At 65.6% G+C, this 14,975-nt stretch carries 15 protein-coding genes; 7 read left to right on the top strand and 8 right to left on the bottom strand.

Annotated features, from left to right (window positions below; genetic code table 11):
- Positions 1-23: 23 nt before the first annotated feature.
- Together EV375_RS28985 and EV375_RS00290 are read left to right on the top strand one after the other, a co-directional pair.
- On the top strand, positions 24-194 hold the full coding sequence (locus EV375_RS28985) for a hypothetical protein (RefSeq protein ID WP_165434659.1): 171 nt from the start codon (positions 24-26) through the stop codon (positions 192-194).
- Between the two features lie 4 nt (positions 195-198).
- Positions 199-1,533, top strand: coding sequence for a glycosyltransferase family 2 protein (locus tag EV375_RS00290; protein WP_130297632.1), 1,335 nt, complete (start codon positions 199-201; stop codon positions 1,531-1,533).
- 35 nt (positions 1,534-1,568) lie between these two features.
- Here the strand turns inward: EV375_RS00290 and EV375_RS00285 are convergent, their stop codons facing one another.
- The 5 genes from EV375_RS00285 to EV375_RS00270 form a co-directional block, all read right to left on the bottom strand.
- Positions 1,569-1,754 (bottom strand): hypothetical protein, encoded by a 186-nt coding sequence (locus EV375_RS00285; RefSeq protein ID WP_130297631.1) that lies wholly within the window; start codon positions 1,752-1,754, stop codon positions 1,569-1,571.
- A gap of 161 nt (positions 1,755-1,915) precedes the next feature.
- Complete coding sequence (locus tag EV375_RS00280) at positions 1,916-2,320, bottom strand: alpha/beta fold hydrolase domain-containing protein (protein ID WP_130297630.1); 405 nt, start codon at positions 2,318-2,320, stop codon at positions 1,916-1,918.
- Between the two features lie 163 nt (positions 2,321-2,483).
- Positions 2,484-4,316 (bottom strand): glycoside hydrolase family 43 protein, encoded by a 1,833-nt coding sequence (locus EV375_RS00275; protein WP_207227954.1) that lies wholly within the window; start codon positions 4,314-4,316, stop codon positions 2,484-2,486.
- 202 nt (positions 4,317-4,518) lie between these two features.
- A complete protein-coding gene (locus EV375_RS29480; protein ID WP_484600488.1) occupies positions 4,519-4,596 on the bottom strand; it encodes a 50S ribosomal protein bL37 in 78 nt (25 codons plus the stop codon).
- Positions 4,597-5,124: 528 nt separating this feature from the next.
- The gene (locus EV375_RS00270; RefSeq protein WP_130297628.1) at positions 5,125-5,466 is read right to left on the bottom strand and encodes a histone-like nucleoid-structuring protein Lsr2; all 342 of its coding nucleotides are present in this window, start codon (positions 5,464-5,466) and stop codon (positions 5,125-5,127) included.
- A 496-nt stretch (positions 5,467-5,962) separates the two neighbouring features.
- Here EV375_RS00270 and EV375_RS00265 point away from each other — a divergent pair, with 496 nt between their 5' ends.
- The 3 genes from EV375_RS00265 to EV375_RS00255 all read left to right on the top strand — a co-directional run bounded on the left by EV375_RS00265 (position 5,963) and on the right by EV375_RS00255 (position 9,421).
- The gene (locus EV375_RS00265; RefSeq protein ID WP_130297627.1) at positions 5,963-6,664 is read left to right on the top strand and encodes an HNH endonuclease family protein; all 702 of its coding nucleotides are present in this window, start codon (positions 5,963-5,965) and stop codon (positions 6,662-6,664) included.
- A gap of 648 nt (positions 6,665-7,312) precedes the next feature.
- A complete protein-coding gene (locus EV375_RS00260; protein WP_130297626.1) occupies positions 7,313-7,576 on the top strand; it encodes a helix-turn-helix domain-containing protein in 264 nt (87 codons plus the stop codon).
- Between the two features lie 312 nt (positions 7,577-7,888).
- Positions 7,889-9,421, top strand: coding sequence for a UvrD-helicase domain-containing protein (locus EV375_RS00255; protein ID WP_207227953.1), 1,533 nt, complete (start codon positions 7,889-7,891; stop codon positions 9,419-9,421).
- A gap of 107 nt (positions 9,422-9,528) precedes the next feature.
- Here the strand turns inward: EV375_RS00255 and EV375_RS00250 are convergent, their stop codons facing one another.
- Together EV375_RS00250 and EV375_RS00245 are read right to left on the bottom strand one after the other, a co-directional pair.
- A complete protein-coding gene (locus EV375_RS00250; protein WP_130297625.1) occupies positions 9,529-10,311 on the bottom strand; it encodes a glucose 1-dehydrogenase in 783 nt (260 codons plus the stop codon).
- Positions 10,312-10,464: 153 nt separating this feature from the next.
- Complete coding sequence (locus EV375_RS00245) at positions 10,465-11,148, bottom strand: ScbR family autoregulator-binding transcription factor (protein ID WP_207228255.1); 684 nt, start codon at positions 11,146-11,148, stop codon at positions 10,465-10,467.
- Positions 11,149-11,274: 126 nt separating this feature from the next.
- On the opposite strand from EV375_RS00245, the gene EV375_RS00240 reads away from it, so the two are divergent.
- Positions 11,275-12,210, top strand: a complete 936-nt coding sequence (locus tag EV375_RS00240; protein WP_130297623.1) for a ScbA/BarX family gamma-butyrolactone biosynthesis protein — start codon at positions 11,275-11,277, stop codon at positions 12,208-12,210.
- A 555-nt stretch (positions 12,211-12,765) separates the two neighbouring features.
- On the opposite strand, the gene EV375_RS00235 is transcribed toward EV375_RS00240, so the two are convergent.
- Positions 12,766-13,530 (bottom strand): SDR family oxidoreductase, encoded by a 765-nt coding sequence (locus EV375_RS00235; protein WP_486588199.1) that lies wholly within the window; start codon positions 13,528-13,530, stop codon positions 12,766-12,768.
- A gap of 587 nt (positions 13,531-14,117) precedes the next feature.
- On the opposite strand from EV375_RS00235, the gene EV375_RS00230 reads away from it, so the two are divergent.
- The gene (locus EV375_RS00230) at positions 14,118-14,936 is read left to right on the top strand and encodes an SAM-dependent chlorinase/fluorinase (RefSeq protein WP_130297622.1); all 819 of its coding nucleotides are present in this window, start codon (positions 14,118-14,120) and stop codon (positions 14,934-14,936) included.
- Positions 14,937-14,975: the final 39 nt, after the last annotated feature.

Genomic DNA, 14,975 nt, shown 5'->3' with positions numbered 1-14,975 from the left:
CACACCAAGAGGAGAAGGACACGATGTACGGAAGTGGTGGAACCCTCGGCGGGGCTGCGGCCGCCGCCGGCGGAGGAGCGGCGCTGGCTACCACAGGGGCAACCGGCCTGGGCTGGGCCGTCCTGGCAAGCCTGGTCTTGGTCCTGGGCGGAGTGACGGTGGTCCGCTTCTCCTCCCGGAAGAAGCGGGTCTGAGTCGATGCCTGACCGCGTGAAATACGCTGCGGTCACTGCCGTGGTGGTGGCCTCCTTGGCCGCCACCACCGTGGTGGTCCACCATCAATCCCAAAGCGCCGTCCTCACCACCTACTGGTGGGTCGGCGTCCTCGTTATCGCCCTCTGCCTGATCTCGTTCATCAAGGGCCGCTCCTTCACGCACCTGCCCGTGGCCCACGGCCCGGTGGTGGCGATCATCCCCTCCTTCGAAGAGGAAACAGCCAACCTGCACCGCACGGTGTGGGCCCTGCTGCGCCAGACCCATCCCATCGACGAGATCCACGTCATCGACGACGGTTCGAAAAAGCACCCCGTCGAGCCCTTCGAGCACCCCCGGGTCTTCTGGCACCGGCAGGAGAACACAGGCAAGCGCGGCGCCCAGGTCACCGTGCTCCGCAAACTGCGCAAGCAGGGCAAGAACTTCAAGTTCATCCTGACCATCGACTCCGACGGTGAGCCTTTCCCCGACGCGTTGGAACAGCAGCTCCGGGCGATGAGCAACCCGAAGATCCAAGCCACCACCGGCATGATCTACATCCGCAACTTCGACGAGTCGTGGGTCTCCCGCGCAGCCGACATCGACATCGGCGCATCATGCGTCATGATGCGCTCCTCCCGCTCCATGCTCGGAGCACTGGAAACCACCTCCGGAGCACTGGCGCTGTACCGCTCCGAGATCCTCTACGACCACCTCGACGAATACGCCGTCGAGTGCGGCACCGGCGACGACCGGTGGCTCGCGCTCCGAGCCCTGCTGCGCGGTGAGGTAGTGGCAGTCAACGAAGCCGGCGTCATCACGGACATGCCGACAACACTGAAGAAGACCTACCGCCAGCGCCTGCGCTGGGCACGGTCCTGGTGGTGGATGCTCCCCTTCGTCATGACACGGCTATCACCGAAGCAGCTGATCTCACCCACCTTCGGGCTCCTCCAACTCGTCATCACACCGCTGATCGTGGTCTGGACACTCGTGATGACCGTCCTCACCCTGGGAGGCCGCTACGAACACCCGGGCACCGCGTTCATGTACCTGCTGGCCTACGGGATCGTGCGGTACGGACAGTCCGCGCTGTATCTCATCCACCGACCTGACATGACCACCAAGCAGCGCCTGTGGTCGTGGCTGGTAGGAACGCCGGCGGCCACGTTCATGAACATCATCTTGCTGACCCCGACCCGCTATTGGGCGTTGACGAAGCTCAACGACAACAGCTGGCAAAGCCGCGGACTCACCCAGGCAGTAGGCCTGAAGAAAGGCAAACACCGCCGTGTCCGCAAGAATCACGCCACTGACGACCTGATCACATTGTCGACGTGATCGCATCACCAACGCCACGCTGAGCAGCACGGACCTCACCAACGCCACGCTGAGCTTTTGCCGCCGTTGAGGAGTCGGAGAAGCCGACGCTCGTACTCGGTGGCAACCGCCTTCTCGGCGAGCCAGAACTCGTTTGGGACGGTGGCAAGGTCGTCACCCTCCGCCGGGGCGACATCGATGGTGCGAGGCACCGACAGGGTGGAGCCGATGATCCAGATCACGCTGACAAGCGCAGTGAATCATGAGACCGATGCGGCACGCACCAGTGGTGTTGGAGGAGCACAGAACCCTAAAGATTCGTATATCCGGACAAATTAGGCGCGGAGGGCTGTGCGACCCCCAACTTGCAAACCCCCCAACCACCCAAGATCATTTTACCGCGTCATTTCAAACCCACAACACAGTGCCCTTCCGCCGCGGCGGCCAGCGCCGCCGCCGCGCCTGTGCTCGCACCGAAGAGATGCACCGGCAGCGCCTCGGTCCGCGGGTACTTGCCGAGCCAGTCGACCGTCGCCACCGTCCGCTCGGCGAGCAGGGAGATGTCGAAGCGGTACTGGCCTGTCGCAGCGTCGGCCCGCTCCTCCTCCTCACTGAGAAGATCCGTCAGCAAAGTTGCCCACCCGTGCCGCCGCAGATCCTCGGCGACCGCGCGGTTGCGGGGGCTGTGCCGGGAGCTTCCGCTTCCGTGCACGAACAGCACCACACCACGCGGGGACGGGGGCACATTCATGTCGCCCGGCAGTTCCACACTGCCCGGCACCGCAACCGACACCGTCTCCGAGATCATCAGTGCTTCCCCTTCCGGCTCGCGATCTGTGCCTTCCGGGGTAGCCGCATCGCGGCCGTGTCATGCACGTACGGGCCCGCTTCGCGGTGACCGCGAAGCGGGCCGTGCCGATGTGCCTCCCGGCCCTAGCGATGCCTGTCGAGGGGCGGCCCGGCCGCGGTGCTCAGCGCTTGTAGAGGCGGAAGTAGTCGAACTGAGCCGTCGCTCCCTCCCCGCCCATCGAGGCCAGGCCGAAGCGCAGTCGCTTCTCGGCGGGAACCGTCCAGGTGCCGCCCGCGATCCACTTCTTCCCGTCGCGGCTGGTGAAAGCCTGGACACGGTGCTCGCCGCTGCGCGGAGCGGTGGTGTGCTTCAACCGCAGCCAGGTGGTGCGAGCAGGCGGACCGACGGAGGTCGAACCGTAGGCGATGCCTGAGGCGTACGGCTGCTCCTTGCCGTACTCGGTCTGCCGGGTGTTCCAGATGGCGGCATGCGACAGACGCAGATACCTGTCGTCGCCGGCGTAGGCGACGAGGCCGGCCTGCTGATAGTTCCGTTCGCTCTGCTCGCCCAGGTCGATCGTCAGCTTCGTCTCCACGGTGAAGTCGCCGCGCGGCACGTCCCGCAGCATCAGCGAGGCGGTGTTCTCGTCCTTGTGCAGTTCGGCGTCCTGTGTGGGCCACACGTACCGGCCGTCGGCCACGCGGCCCGCGGGCTCGCGCACCCACTGCCATCCGGGACCGGGACGGCCGTCGAACTCGTCGCTGCGGGAGGGGTCCAGGCGCCCCGGCCATGTGCCCTTTGCGCCGCTGCCCGGTCCGCCGTCGGAGCGGTGAACACCCTTGTCCGGGACTGCCTTCGGGGAGGCGACGGGCGCCTGCTGCCTGTCGGCCGAGGCTCCCTTGCCTCCGCGGACGGCGGGCCAGCCGCCGCTCCAGTCGAGACGGTCGATGAGCATCGGACGGCGGTTGATGCCGAAGGGCTCGTCGAGGTACGGGTCGGAGCGGTCGATGGCGTGGTAGACCATCCAGTCCTGCCCGGCGAAGTCCTTCACCACGGCGTTGTGCCCGGTGCCCACCCATCGGTTGCCGTTGGGTGTGAGGGCGATCGTCCCGCCCGTGCGGGAGGCCGTGAGCGGGGTGCCTTCCCGATCGAGGAAGGGACCCCGCACCGAGCGGGACCGGCCGACGAACACCGAGTAGCCGGTCGTCGGCCCGGCGCAGCAGTCCCCGGACGAGGCGAACAGATACCACCAGCCGCCCCGCCGGATGACATAGGCGCCCTCGAATCGGTTGTCCGTCGCGACCTTCGTGGGCTCGCCCCTGGTCCGCGTGCCGTCCCCGGACAGCTCCGTCACCTCAATGCCGCCGTAGTACGAGCCGTAATACAGATAGCGCCGCCCGTCCGGGGTCACGACGTGGGCCGGGTCGAACGTCCACAGGAAGTCACCCTCGCCGCCGCTGCCGTGCCGGGGCGCAACCACCGGCTCACCGTGGCTCTGCCAGGGGCCCGCCGGGCTCGGCGCGGTGGCCACGCCGATGGCGCTGTCGTCCCGTTCTCCGGTGACCTTCGTCTGTGTGGCCACGAAATACAGCCAATAGCGGCCGTCGTGATAGCTGATGTCCGGAGCCCAGTAGGCCGCGTCCTTGTCTGCCCACTCCGGTTCGTTGTGGTCGCCGAGCGCATCCGTGACGTACGACCAGTGCACCAGGTCGGTCGAGCGCGCGACGGGCAGCGAGTGCGCCTTGCCCTCACCGCTGCGCAGGGGGTCGGTGGTCCCGAACGCGTACCAGTAGCCGTCCTTGCCGCGGACGACAGCGGGATCGGCGAAGGTGTCGGCGAAACCGCGCGAGACCGGATTGACGTAGGTATGGCCGTAAGCGGAGTCCGCAGGTGACGGCCGCGGGTCGGCGGAGGCGGTCGAACCGAGCGCCTGCGGAAGGAGGGTGGCGATGACGAGCAGGGCCAGCCCTGCCACTGCCTGACGGATGCGGGATCCGGCTCTCCGTACGGTCACTTCTCCTCCAGGGCGCTGTCGGCGGCAGAGCATGTGTACTGCGTCCGCTACAACGTTGTAAAGACGGTGGACCGTGACTGTTGCGCCTCTGAGCACATTGCCCCGCACGCAACGGCCGCCCACCGCTCGGAATCCGTTCGGTGGGCGGCCGTTCATCGTCCCGGGCGGCCGGGCTCCGGCCCGGCCGGAGCGGGACCGTCCCTCAAGTCTGAGGCTTGCGGCCGTGGTTGGCCGCGTTCTTGCGGCGTGCCTTCTTCTTGCGACGACGCTTCGACGACATGTCGACTCCTCTCCGAAGTGATTTCTCTTGAGCGGATCCGCGCACAGCGGATCACGATCATGGTGGGCGCGTACCCGGCTACGAGCACACCACCCACGCTCACAGCAGTCCGCACCCGGGGCCGGCTCGCCCTGCCGCCGCAGCCCGAGACTCTCCAAGATGGTCGGTCGTGCAGCTTGGACCTGGCCTTTTCGATCGACTTCAGCCACGCCACCTGTGCAGCCGGACCCAAGGTGGAACAGTCCCCAGTGCAAAGCCCGTCCCAGGGATGCAGCCACCACAAGCTGTCGGAGGCGCAGCAGACTTCACCGCGCCTCCGACAGCCCCTCGTCCTCCGCGACTTCCTGCCACAGCGCAGCGCGAAGACTCCGACGCCGGGGCAGCAACGGCCCGATACCCCGGGCACACCCACCACAGGGCCGCGCCGGAGAAACAAGCACAGCACAAGTTCCCAACACCAGCCGGACCCCCTGCCTGTTGGGCCCCGAACGTTCCGCACCGGCCTGTCCGCCCCCGGACGACGGTGCGTCAGTGAGCCTTCTCGTATGCCTCACGCACACCTGCAGGAACCCGGCCCCGCTCGTTGACCTCGTAACCCTGCTCCTTGGCCCACTCCCGGATCTTCGCGGTCTCAGTGCCGCCACTGGCCGCCAGCGCACGCCCCGAACCCCTGCCCGCCTTCCGGCTGCGCTTGATACGTCGACCGTTCTTCATGTAAGGCGCCAGAGCATTCATGAACGCATCATGGTTCTTGTCGTTGAGGTCGATCTCGAAGTCCGTACCGGCGACGGAGAACTGCACATTCGTCACGTCCTCCGACTCCTCGCCCGTAAGATCGTCGATGAGGAGAGTAACGACTCGCTGCGCCATGACATTTCCTTCCCAGATATCCACCTGCCAGAAAGGAACATGATGATCGGCCGCATCCCACCACGTCAATTCCAGGTAACGGAATCCAGCTCCGCACCATGCGCTGGAACACACACAAATGGCTTTCTTTCCCAACGCCCGGCCGTCGAACCTCCGGCGCTTCCCAAGACAGCAGACTCAACGTGAGGCATGAGGCGACTGCGTTCGCCACGGGGGGAGAGGGCCGCCAAGAGAACCCGACCCGGACCACCCTTGGGCCCACGTCGGCTCGAGCCACCAGGCCAGCGCCTGAAGAGATCTGACGCCTCCTGGCACCCACGCATATGTGACCGCGTCTCAAAAACGCCTGCCTCGCGTAACTCCCCCAAGCAAAAGGGGTATCGCATCCATGCCGCTTCACAGCGATCGAGCCCCGGCGGCCGGCTCAGACGGAAGGACCAAGACGTCGTCGCGAGTCCACCCACACCAGGCCGGCACCGGCCAAAGGGAGTGCCACATGATCACTCGACGCCTAGGTCTCCTCCTCGCTTCCTGCCTCGCGCTGCTCACCGCTTGCTCAATCAACGAGGGGGCGTCACGCGACTCGCAACCTCAAAAACCACCAGCAAACGCCCCGACCACGTCCGCCGGATCCCTTCCTTTAACTGCAGCAGTCAAGCAGCTGACAGTCAGGAAGGAATCCCGAGACGGCTATGAGCGGGAGAAGTTCAAACTGTGGGTCGACGCCGACCACGACGGCTGCGACACACGCAAGGAAGTCCTCCTGTCCGAAGCAACGAAAAAGCCCGACCAAGGGGAGGAGTGCCGGCTGACAGGCGGGCAATGGACGTCGTACTACGACGGCAAGACAGTCACCGACGACGGTGACCTGGACATCGACCACGTCGTCCCGCTCGCCGAAGCATGGGACTCAGGCGCCTCGAGGTGGAGCCCGGCCAAGCGGGAACGCTACGCGAACGACCTGGAAGCCGAACGCTCACTCGTCGCCGTCACCCTCAGCACCAACCGCTCCAAAGGCGACCAAGACCCCGCCCAGTGGCTTCCCCCCACCGCTTCCTCACACTGCCGGTACGCCACCGACTGGGTGCAGACCAAACTGCGCTGGAAACTGGCCGTCGACGCAACAGAGCGAACCAAGCTGCAACACCTCGCCGGCGACTGCCCGGAGGCCACCGTCACTCCTTCACCCGCGCCGTAACAGCTCAACTACCCCTACAGCGCAGGCCACCAGGCCTGCGCATCCTCCTCCCACACCTGTGCCCACCCGGAGGGGACCACACCTTCGACCGGCCCGGGGCCAGGAGCGGTCTCCCCGAGACCTTCCATGACAGGAGCTGTGTGGGGAGTGACCGCGGCGCAGCCGTGACACAGGTCGGCCAGACGCCACGCGTGCCCGCAGCGGCTGAGAACCAGGAGGATCTCCCCGTCACACCCCCGGCGTCGCGGATGCCAGGTGCAGCCGGCTTCACGGCAGCGACAGGTACGCAGATGCCGGGCCAGAGGATTCTCCCGAGCGTGACGGGCAAGGTGCGCCAGCACCTCTTCGCGCACCCCGCCGCAGGGCACGGGCAGAACTCCGCACACGCCGCAGCGCAGCCGTGGACCACCGGAGCAAGGGAGCACCTGGACAGTCCAGATCCGCGGCGGTGGCGGAGCAGGGGGCGGGATACGGGCCGGAACGATCTCTGCACTCCTTCATGCGCGACGTGGACGGACCAGACCTCCAGGGCCGGGCGGCGCGCACTGTAGTGCAGACCCCTGCCCTTCAGTGATTCTCCTGAAAACGCGTCAAATAGGGCAGAGGTCTGCACTGACAGGGCAGGGGTCTGCACCGTGCGATAACTGAGTGACGATCTTTCCGCCCGACCCTGACCTCGAAGCTCTCCGCATGGAGCTCGCACGCAGGCGGGCGGAGTACGGCTGGACCTACGACCAGCTCGCCGAGCGCACCGGTCTGGCCAGGCGCACCCTCATCGAGATCGAACAAGGCCGCACCGTAGGCACTCTGGCCACCTGGCACGCCATCGCCCACGCCCTCGGCGTACCCGTCGGCGACCTCCTCGCCTCCCTCTGCGAGGACCACACCCCGCCCACGCCTCCCACCGCCTGACCGCTCACCGCCGGCTGCCCCCAGCCCCGCCACCCCGTCGGCAGAACATCCCCGAAGTGGTGAGCGACCTCAAACACACGTGCCACGCATCGAAATATTGAGCGAATCCGTGCGTGCGTGAGAGGGACTTATCCGCCAGCCCTCCCAGAACGCGGCGTGTCGCGTGCCACTTTCCCGCCATGCGCCGCACACCCCTGCAGCCCCCGCCGACCGGCACCCCACGCCCGACCGCCCCCTCCCACCCAGAGCGCTGAGGCCGCACAGCGCTGTCTCCTGCTCACGCCCACGCCTGCCTCGAGGAACGACACCGCCATGCTGGACCCCACCGACGAACAACTCGCCGCCATCGACGCCTTCCGCGACGGCCACCACCTCGCCCTCCAAGCAGGCGCCGGCACCGGAAAGACCACCACCCTCGCGCTGCTCGCCGACAGCGTGACCACCCGCGGCCGCTACATCGCCTTCAACAAAGCCATCGCCACCGCCGCCACCCGCACCTTCCCCAGCCACGTGCTGTGCAAGACCGCCCACGCCATGGCCTACGCCGCCGTCGGCCACCGCTACCGAACCCGCATGAACGCCCCTCGCATCCCCAGCTGGAAAACCGGAGCAGACCTCGGCATCACCAAACCCGCCCGCATCGGCACGCGAGAGGCCAGCACCCGCGCCCTCTCCCACACCCTCCTGCAGACCGTCACCCGCTTCTGCCACTCAGCTGACCGCGAGATCCAAGCCCGCCACGTCCCCGCGCTGCGCGGCATCGAAGCACCCCAAGACCGCGCGGAACTTGCCGAGTTGGTACTGCCCTACGCCCGCAAAGCCTGGGACGACCTCCAACAGCCCGACGAAGGCATCGTCCGCTTCGACCACGACCACTACCTGAAAATCTGGGCCCTCACCGACCCCCGCATCCCCGCCGACTTCCTCCTCCTCGACGAAGCCCAGGACACCAACCCCGTCCTCGAACACGTCGTCCACGCCCAACGCGGCCACGCCCAACTGGTGGTGGTCGGCGACTCGGCCCAGGCCATCTACGGCTGGCGCGGCGCCCGCGACGTCATGACCGGCTTCGACGGCCAACACCTCCACCTCTCCCGCTCTTTCCGCTTCGGGCCCGACCTCGCCACAGAAGCCAACCGCTGGCTGGCGATCGCCGAAGCTCCCATCCGCCTCACCGGCACTTCCGAGATCCCCACCACCATCGGTGACAGCGGTCAGCGACCCGCCGCCGTACTGTGCCGCACCAACGTCGGCGCCATGGTCGAAGTCCTCCGCCACCTCTCAGCCGGTCACCGCGTCGCCCTCGCCGGCGGGGGAGGAGCACTCCAATCCCTCGCTCTGGCCGCTCGAGACCTCAAAGCCGGCAAACCCACCACTCACCCCGAACTCCTCCTGTTCAAGAGCTGGGGCGAACTGCAGGACTACGCCGAGAAAGATCCCGCCGGCCGCGACCTGGCCTCCCTCGTCGACCTCGTCGACGAACACGGCACCGACACCATCCTCCAAGCCATCAACCAGCTCACCCACGAGGACCGCGCCCAGATCACTATCTCCACCGCCCACAAGGCCAAGGGCCGCGAATGGCCCACCGTCCGCATCGCCGACGACTTCCCCCCACCCCACGACGACGAAGACCGCAAAGACGAGGACGGCAACCCCCTGCCCGGCCCCATCAATCCTGCCGAAGCACGCCTGTCCTACGTCGCCGTCACCCGCGCACGCCACCACCTCGACCTCGGCGGCCTCTCCTGGATCCACCACCACCCAGATGGCAACCCCGACCAAAGACAGCGGACGCCGCACGTCTCTGGACACACGCCAGCCGGTCCGCCGTCAACGAAATGACGGCTCTTTCCTTCCCCGCGCTGGCGCGGGGAAGGAAAGAGCCGGAAAACTGGTAAGGGAGAGAGTCCTGCCGCAAGGAATCAGCCCCATCCACCACGGTCGCGTGATCAGACGGCGGTGCAGCCCCCGTCCACCGGCACCGCACCGCCTGTGATGAAGGATGCGTGATCGCTGCACAGCCATGCAGCAATACGCGCTACCTCCTCCGGATACGCCAGGCGGGTCTGTATGGCACGGGCGACCAGATCGCTTTCCTCGACCGGTGAAGACTCCAGTACGTTCTCGATCATCTCGGTCCGCGTCGCCCCCACGACGAGGGCATTGACACGGATTCCTTCGTCGCCGTACTCCGCCGCGGCGCTCTTCGTCAGCCCCAGCACAGCATGCTTGGAAGCCACATAAGGTGCCAGGGCCCCGGTGGCGAAGAGGCCAGCCGTGCTGGAAGTGTTCACGATCGCTCCGCCACTGCCCTGCCTGAGCATGACGCGGATCTGAGCGCGCAGGCAGTTCCACACGCCCCCCACGTTCACTTCCATGATCCGGTCGTAATCGGCCTGATCGGTCTCGTGCAGCCGCCGGCCCAACGTCCCTTGCCCTGCGTTGTTGAACGCCGCGTCGAGCCCGCCGAAGTCCTCCATCGCCGCGGCCACCGCTCTCTCGACGTCCTCGGGCCGGGTCACATCCCCCACCACGACAGTGGCCTGACCACCTGTCAGGCTGATCTCACCGGAAAGCACCCGGAGCTTGTCCTTGCGGCGAGCCATCAGCACCACATTGGCTCCCTCAGCCGCGAAGAATCGGGCGGCTGCCGCGCCGATCCCACTCGAGGCGCCAGTGATCATCACAGTCTTTTCGCTGAGCAGTCCCTCAGTTCTCCTTGTCAGCACCATTGTTCCCCCCTGCCGGTTCACCCTATGAACCGGCACATAAGTGGTGGTGAACGGGTAAGAACCGGTCAGCAACGCATGGTGGAATTCCCGCCTGCAGTGGCCAACAAGCCGACCTCCGCAAGCTGCGGCTCGTAACCGCAGTATTCGCTCTCGTCACTGCGCCCCTCCCGTCCGCTGTCGCGAGCGTGCAGACCTCGCGGTCTTTCCCCGGGTCTTGCTCACGTCCAGTCTTGCCGCTGCGGCGGGTGTTGCGATGGCGGGCAACAGACACCGCCACATTTCCGCTACACGTTCCGGAAGGTCACGTCGGCCGGACGTCATCTGCGCGTGCATCTGTGCGCCGGTGCAGGCATTGACCACCAGAGCAGCCAGAGCCTTCACATCGGCGTTCTCGAGCACTTCCCCCTGTTGCTGGGCAGCGCGCAGCTCCCGCTCCAGGATTTTTGACCACTGCTGATGGGAGTTCTCCTCCCGGGCCACGAATGCTTCCTGATCCATGACCAGCCGGGCGCCCGCCAGTAGGACCGGATCCTCCAGAAGCTGATGAGCCCATGTCAACGTAATATCCACCGCCTGCTGCAGCCCCGTTGAATCAAGCCGAGGAGCGACACGGTCAGGTTGGCTCAGCACGATCTCCCGAGCCAGCGCCTCCTTGGACTTGAAGTGGAAGTACATCGCGCCCAGCGTCAGCCCTGCTCGCTTGGTGATGTCCGTGACCGTAGCTCCGGCGAAGCCCTGCTCCGCGAACACCTCTGCCGCCGCCCGCACGATGGCAGCACGCGTCCGCACCGCTCTGTCCTGCTTGGGCAGGCCCCTGTCCTGATTCCGCCTTGTCATCCAGATTCTCGCTCGATCGCACTCGACAAAAAAAAGAACGCTCTCTATGTTACGGCATGTGGCCTGCGCTTCTTCCAGTACGTGTCGCAATTTTTGCACGCGGCGTCTCGAAAGAAGGGGACTCTCATGCTCGCTCCGAACGGCACCGCACAGCACCTCACCAGGCCTGAGGGCACCGCCCTGCCTGGCACCCTGGTTCGCAAGAGCGAGCCGGAGGAAGTGCTGATCACCGACTGGCACCGACTCGGCACCGACACCCACCGTGTAGCCGCGGTGTGGCCGAGCTCGCACCGCTTCTACCGCCCTCGTCCGGAGGCCTACAGCTCACTGCTGTTCATCGAGACCGCTCGCCAGACACTCGCCCTGCTCTCCCACACCGCTTACCACATCCCCCTCGACTATCGGCTGGGCTGGGAATACTGCTGCTCCGTCATAGCCCCCACTGCGTTACACGCCTTGCAAGAGGAGCCCGCAGTGGTGGAGTTGACCGTCACGCACCTTGCACCGGTTCAACGGCGCTGGAGGGGATCGGCCCGTCTGGCCGCGCACATCCAAGCCACCCGGGAGGGCGAACCCCTGGGGGCCGTCTCCATCAAGTACACCGCTCACCCTCCCGCCATATATGAGCGACTGCGCGGTGCTCACCGCGATGCCCAGCAAGTCACCGCGCACGCGCCTCCTCCCGCTGACCCCGTCTGTGCCGACCTTGTCGGCCGCCCTCATTACGACGACGTAGTGCTCTCACCCGCTTCCGGCCCGCGATGCTGGCAACTGCGTGTCGACACCGCTCACCCTGTCCTCTTCGATCACGCACACGACCACATCCCGGGCATGGTCCTCCTCGAGGCCGTCGACCAGGCGCTCCAGTACATGTCCGGTCCCGAGCCGGCCACACCCGTCACCTGCCGCACCCGCTTCACCCGCTACACGGAACTCGACGCGCCCTGCTGGATCGAAGCCTCACCGTTGGAGAGGCCTCAACCGGGCATCTCACACACAGAAATCAACGGAACGCAGAACGGGCAGACCACCTTCACCACGCACGTCGTCGCCCAGAACTGACCCGAAGAGCCACACGCCGGGCCTTCGCGTCAAAGCGATCCCGCGACGCCCTTATCCGGGATCGACTGCCGGACAGATTCACCCGAGGGGTCATGCCCTGGAGGAGAACGCCACGAGCACTCACACCCGTGACCAGTACACGCGCGCCAGAGACAAAGGGCGGGCTCCGGCGGAGCCGCCTGGGCAATGCCAACCAATCCACACCGACTCCGTATCGCTAGCACCGGACGGGAATCCCCTGCGGCCCTAGCGAGATGGCATGCATAGAGACTTGGCGCCCGAGCGATCTCATCCGTACCCCCATGTGGTCACATGGGGGTATGAGCTGATGCAAAGAGAAATCGCCGCGGCAAGACACCTGCCCTCTGTCTGTGGACCGGGGTCGCCTTTCTGCGCAGGCGTTGGCGCGCACACAACAGCGCAAGGCAGGGGGCGGTGCGTGTTCGTTGACGAGGACTCAGGAGGCCTGCGGAGAGCGATGGGTCCAGAACCCCATCCGTGCAGAGACTGATCCTCCCGGGTCCCCGTATCAACGTTGCGTCTGCGGAGCACCCTTCACCACATGAACTGACCGCCGTCGACAATCAGCTTCTGCCCGGTGATGTACTGAGCTCCGTCGCCGACCAGGAACTCCAGCGCAGCCGCCATCTCCTCAGGAGTGCCGATCCGGTCCTGCGGGATGCTTGTCAGCATGCTCTTACGGTGCTCGGGCGCCGCGTTCCGCACGCGCATCTGCATGTCCTCGGTGTCGATCATCCCAGGAATGAGACAGTTCACCCGGATACTGGGTGCCAGTTCCAGCGCCAGACACTTTGTCAGGTGCAAGAGACCTGCCTTGCTTGAGCAGTAGTTGACACCGTTGAACCTGGGTCGGATCCCCGTGGTCGCACCCACGTTCACGATGGAGCCACCACCCGCATCGAGCATGGGCTGAGCGAACGCACGTGCCGTGTAGAACGGACCGGAGAGGTTGGTGTCGATCACCGCTCGCCAGTTGGCGTCCGACATCTCGCTCAACGGCTGGTCGATGTTCCGGCCGGCGTTGTTCACAAGAATCCTCGGCGGCCCGTGCTCAGCCAAGACCCGTTGAGCGAGGTTTGCTACGTCCCCGGGGTCTGCCACATCCGCCTGGAGAATCACGCAGGATCCGCCCAGTTCGGCGCGCGCTGCCTCAGCCGCCTCCTGGTCGTGGCGATACAGGGCGACAACCTTGTGTCCCGTCTTGACGAGCCTGCGACTGAAGGCCAGCCCAATTCCCTTGGTGCCCCCCGTCACCACAGCCAACTTACCGGACATTCCGTCCACACCATCGATACTCATTTAATCTCCCCATCAGCATTTGAAGAATTGCAACTCCGCTCCTGGCAGAGGATTTCCGGGCCCTAGAGCCGCAACTGCAGCGTGGTAGATGTGCGCGGATAAGTCCAGTCGGTGCCGTTGCAGCGCAGGGTCCCACCGGGTGGGTTCAGGAAACGCTGATGGAATGTGGCCAAACCTACAGGAGCTCACGTTTGCGCACTTCAGGAGGGCTCGGTGACTGCCGACTTGCGCCGAACAAGAAAAGGTCGTACACGTTCAACTGGCATGCGTCAATGGGACCTTGAGCTCAGAAAATGAGCTGGGTCGCCCAGAAGACATGGATCCGTTTAGACACTGCTCAGAAGCACCATGCGACCCTCTGGCCCGCCCAGACAACGGTACCCGCATGTAGTTGCTACTTCGCGTTGCGGAGCAGGAGTTCCGTCCTGACGCGAAGAACAGGAACCCGCTCGAGAACAACTTCCGCCAGAAGGCAGGGGAGTGTGCCTAAGGTTGCACCTTCCCTTGTCACCATCTATGAATTGCATCGCTCAGGGTCTTCGAACAATGATGAGGAAAATCCAGTCGAAAAACGGAAGGTCGGATCGGTGGAGAAACCCATCATCGCTTATCTGTCAGACATCGGTTCCCACGATGAGGCGCACGCCCTGGGCAAGGGGCTCATGCACAGCATCGCCCCCGGGGTCGATATCGTCGATATCACTCACCAGGTCACACCATTCGATGTGCGTGAGGGAGGGCTGTTCCTGCAGGACGTTCCTGATTCCTTCCCTGCCCACGCAATCATTTGTGCCTACGTCTACCCCGAGACCGGAACCTCGACCCGTACGGTCGTGGTCCGCAACGAAAAGGGTCAGCTTATCGTTGCACCCAACAACGGGTTGCTGACCTGGGCCCTTGAGGAAGTGCCGGCGGTCGAGGTATATGAGGTGACTTCGCCGGAGGTGATGAACCAGCCGGTCACGCCGACCTGGTACGGCAAGGATGTCGTCGTGGCATGCGCTGCCCACCTCGCCGCCGGCGTAGCGCCCTCCGCGGTGGGCCCCAAGCTGGACCCGGCAAACCTGGTGAAGCTGCCGACCACCGCACCGATCCGGCTCGACGACGGCTCAGTGCAGGGTGAAGTCGTGCGCATCGACAAGGCCTTCGGCAACGTCTGGACCAACATCCCGCTCGGAGCCGTCTCCGGCGGGGGAGTGCTGGAAGGCAAGTCCTTCCGGCTGTCCTCCTCGGACGGTCTGTCCGTAGAGATCCCGTACTACGCGACCTTCGGCGAGGTGCCGGTGGGCGAACCGCTCGTCTACACCAACAGCCGCGGCAAGGTCGCTTTCGGCCTCAACCAGGGCAGCTTCCTGGAGAAGTATGACGTGGGGCAGGGCACAAACCTGACGCTGAGCCTGACCTGACACCGCGTCCGGGCGTGGGCTGCAGAACGCCTGCAGCCC

The organism is Streptomyces sp. CNZ301 (genome assembly GCF_004217425.1).
The sequence above is the reverse complement of the archived record's forward strand: the minus strand, read 5'-3'. Positions and strand labels throughout refer to the sequence as shown.

Coding starts and splice junctions, on each gene's coding strand:
- EV375_RS00240 (WP_130297623.1), top strand. CDS start 11,275: ATGCTCGCTCCGAACGGCACCGCACAGCACCTCACCAGGCCTGAGGGC.
- EV375_RS29480 (WP_484600488.1), bottom strand. CDS start 4,596: ATGTCGTCGAAGCGTCGTCGCAAGAAGAAGGCACGCCGCAAGAACGCG.
- EV375_RS00235 (WP_486588199.1), bottom strand. CDS start 13,530: ATGAGTATCGATGGTGTGGACGGAATGTCCGGTAAGTTGGCTGTGGTG.
- EV375_RS00270 (WP_130297628.1), bottom strand. CDS start 5,466: ATGGCGCAGCGAGTCGTTACTCTCCTCATCGACGATCTTACGGGCGAG.
- EV375_RS28985 (WP_165434659.1), top strand. CDS start 24: ATGTACGGAAGTGGTGGAACCCTCGGCGGGGCTGCGGCCGCCGCCGGC.
- EV375_RS00280 (WP_130297630.1), bottom strand. CDS start 2,320: ATGATCTCGGAGACGGTGTCGGTTGCGGTGCCGGGCAGTGTGGAACTG.
- EV375_RS00255 (WP_207227953.1), top strand. CDS start 7,889: ATGCTGGACCCCACCGACGAACAACTCGCCGCCATCGACGCCTTCCGC.
- EV375_RS00265 (WP_130297627.1), top strand. CDS start 5,963: ATGATCACTCGACGCCTAGGTCTCCTCCTCGCTTCCTGCCTCGCGCTG.
- EV375_RS00290 (WP_130297632.1), top strand. CDS start 199: ATGCCTGACCGCGTGAAATACGCTGCGGTCACTGCCGTGGTGGTGGCC.
- EV375_RS00245 (WP_207228255.1), bottom strand. CDS start 11,148: ATGACAAGGCGGAATCAGGACAGGGGCCTGCCCAAGCAGGACAGAGCG.
- EV375_RS00250 (WP_130297625.1), bottom strand. CDS start 10,311: ATGGTGCTGACAAGGAGAACTGAGGGACTGCTCAGCGAAAAGACTGTG.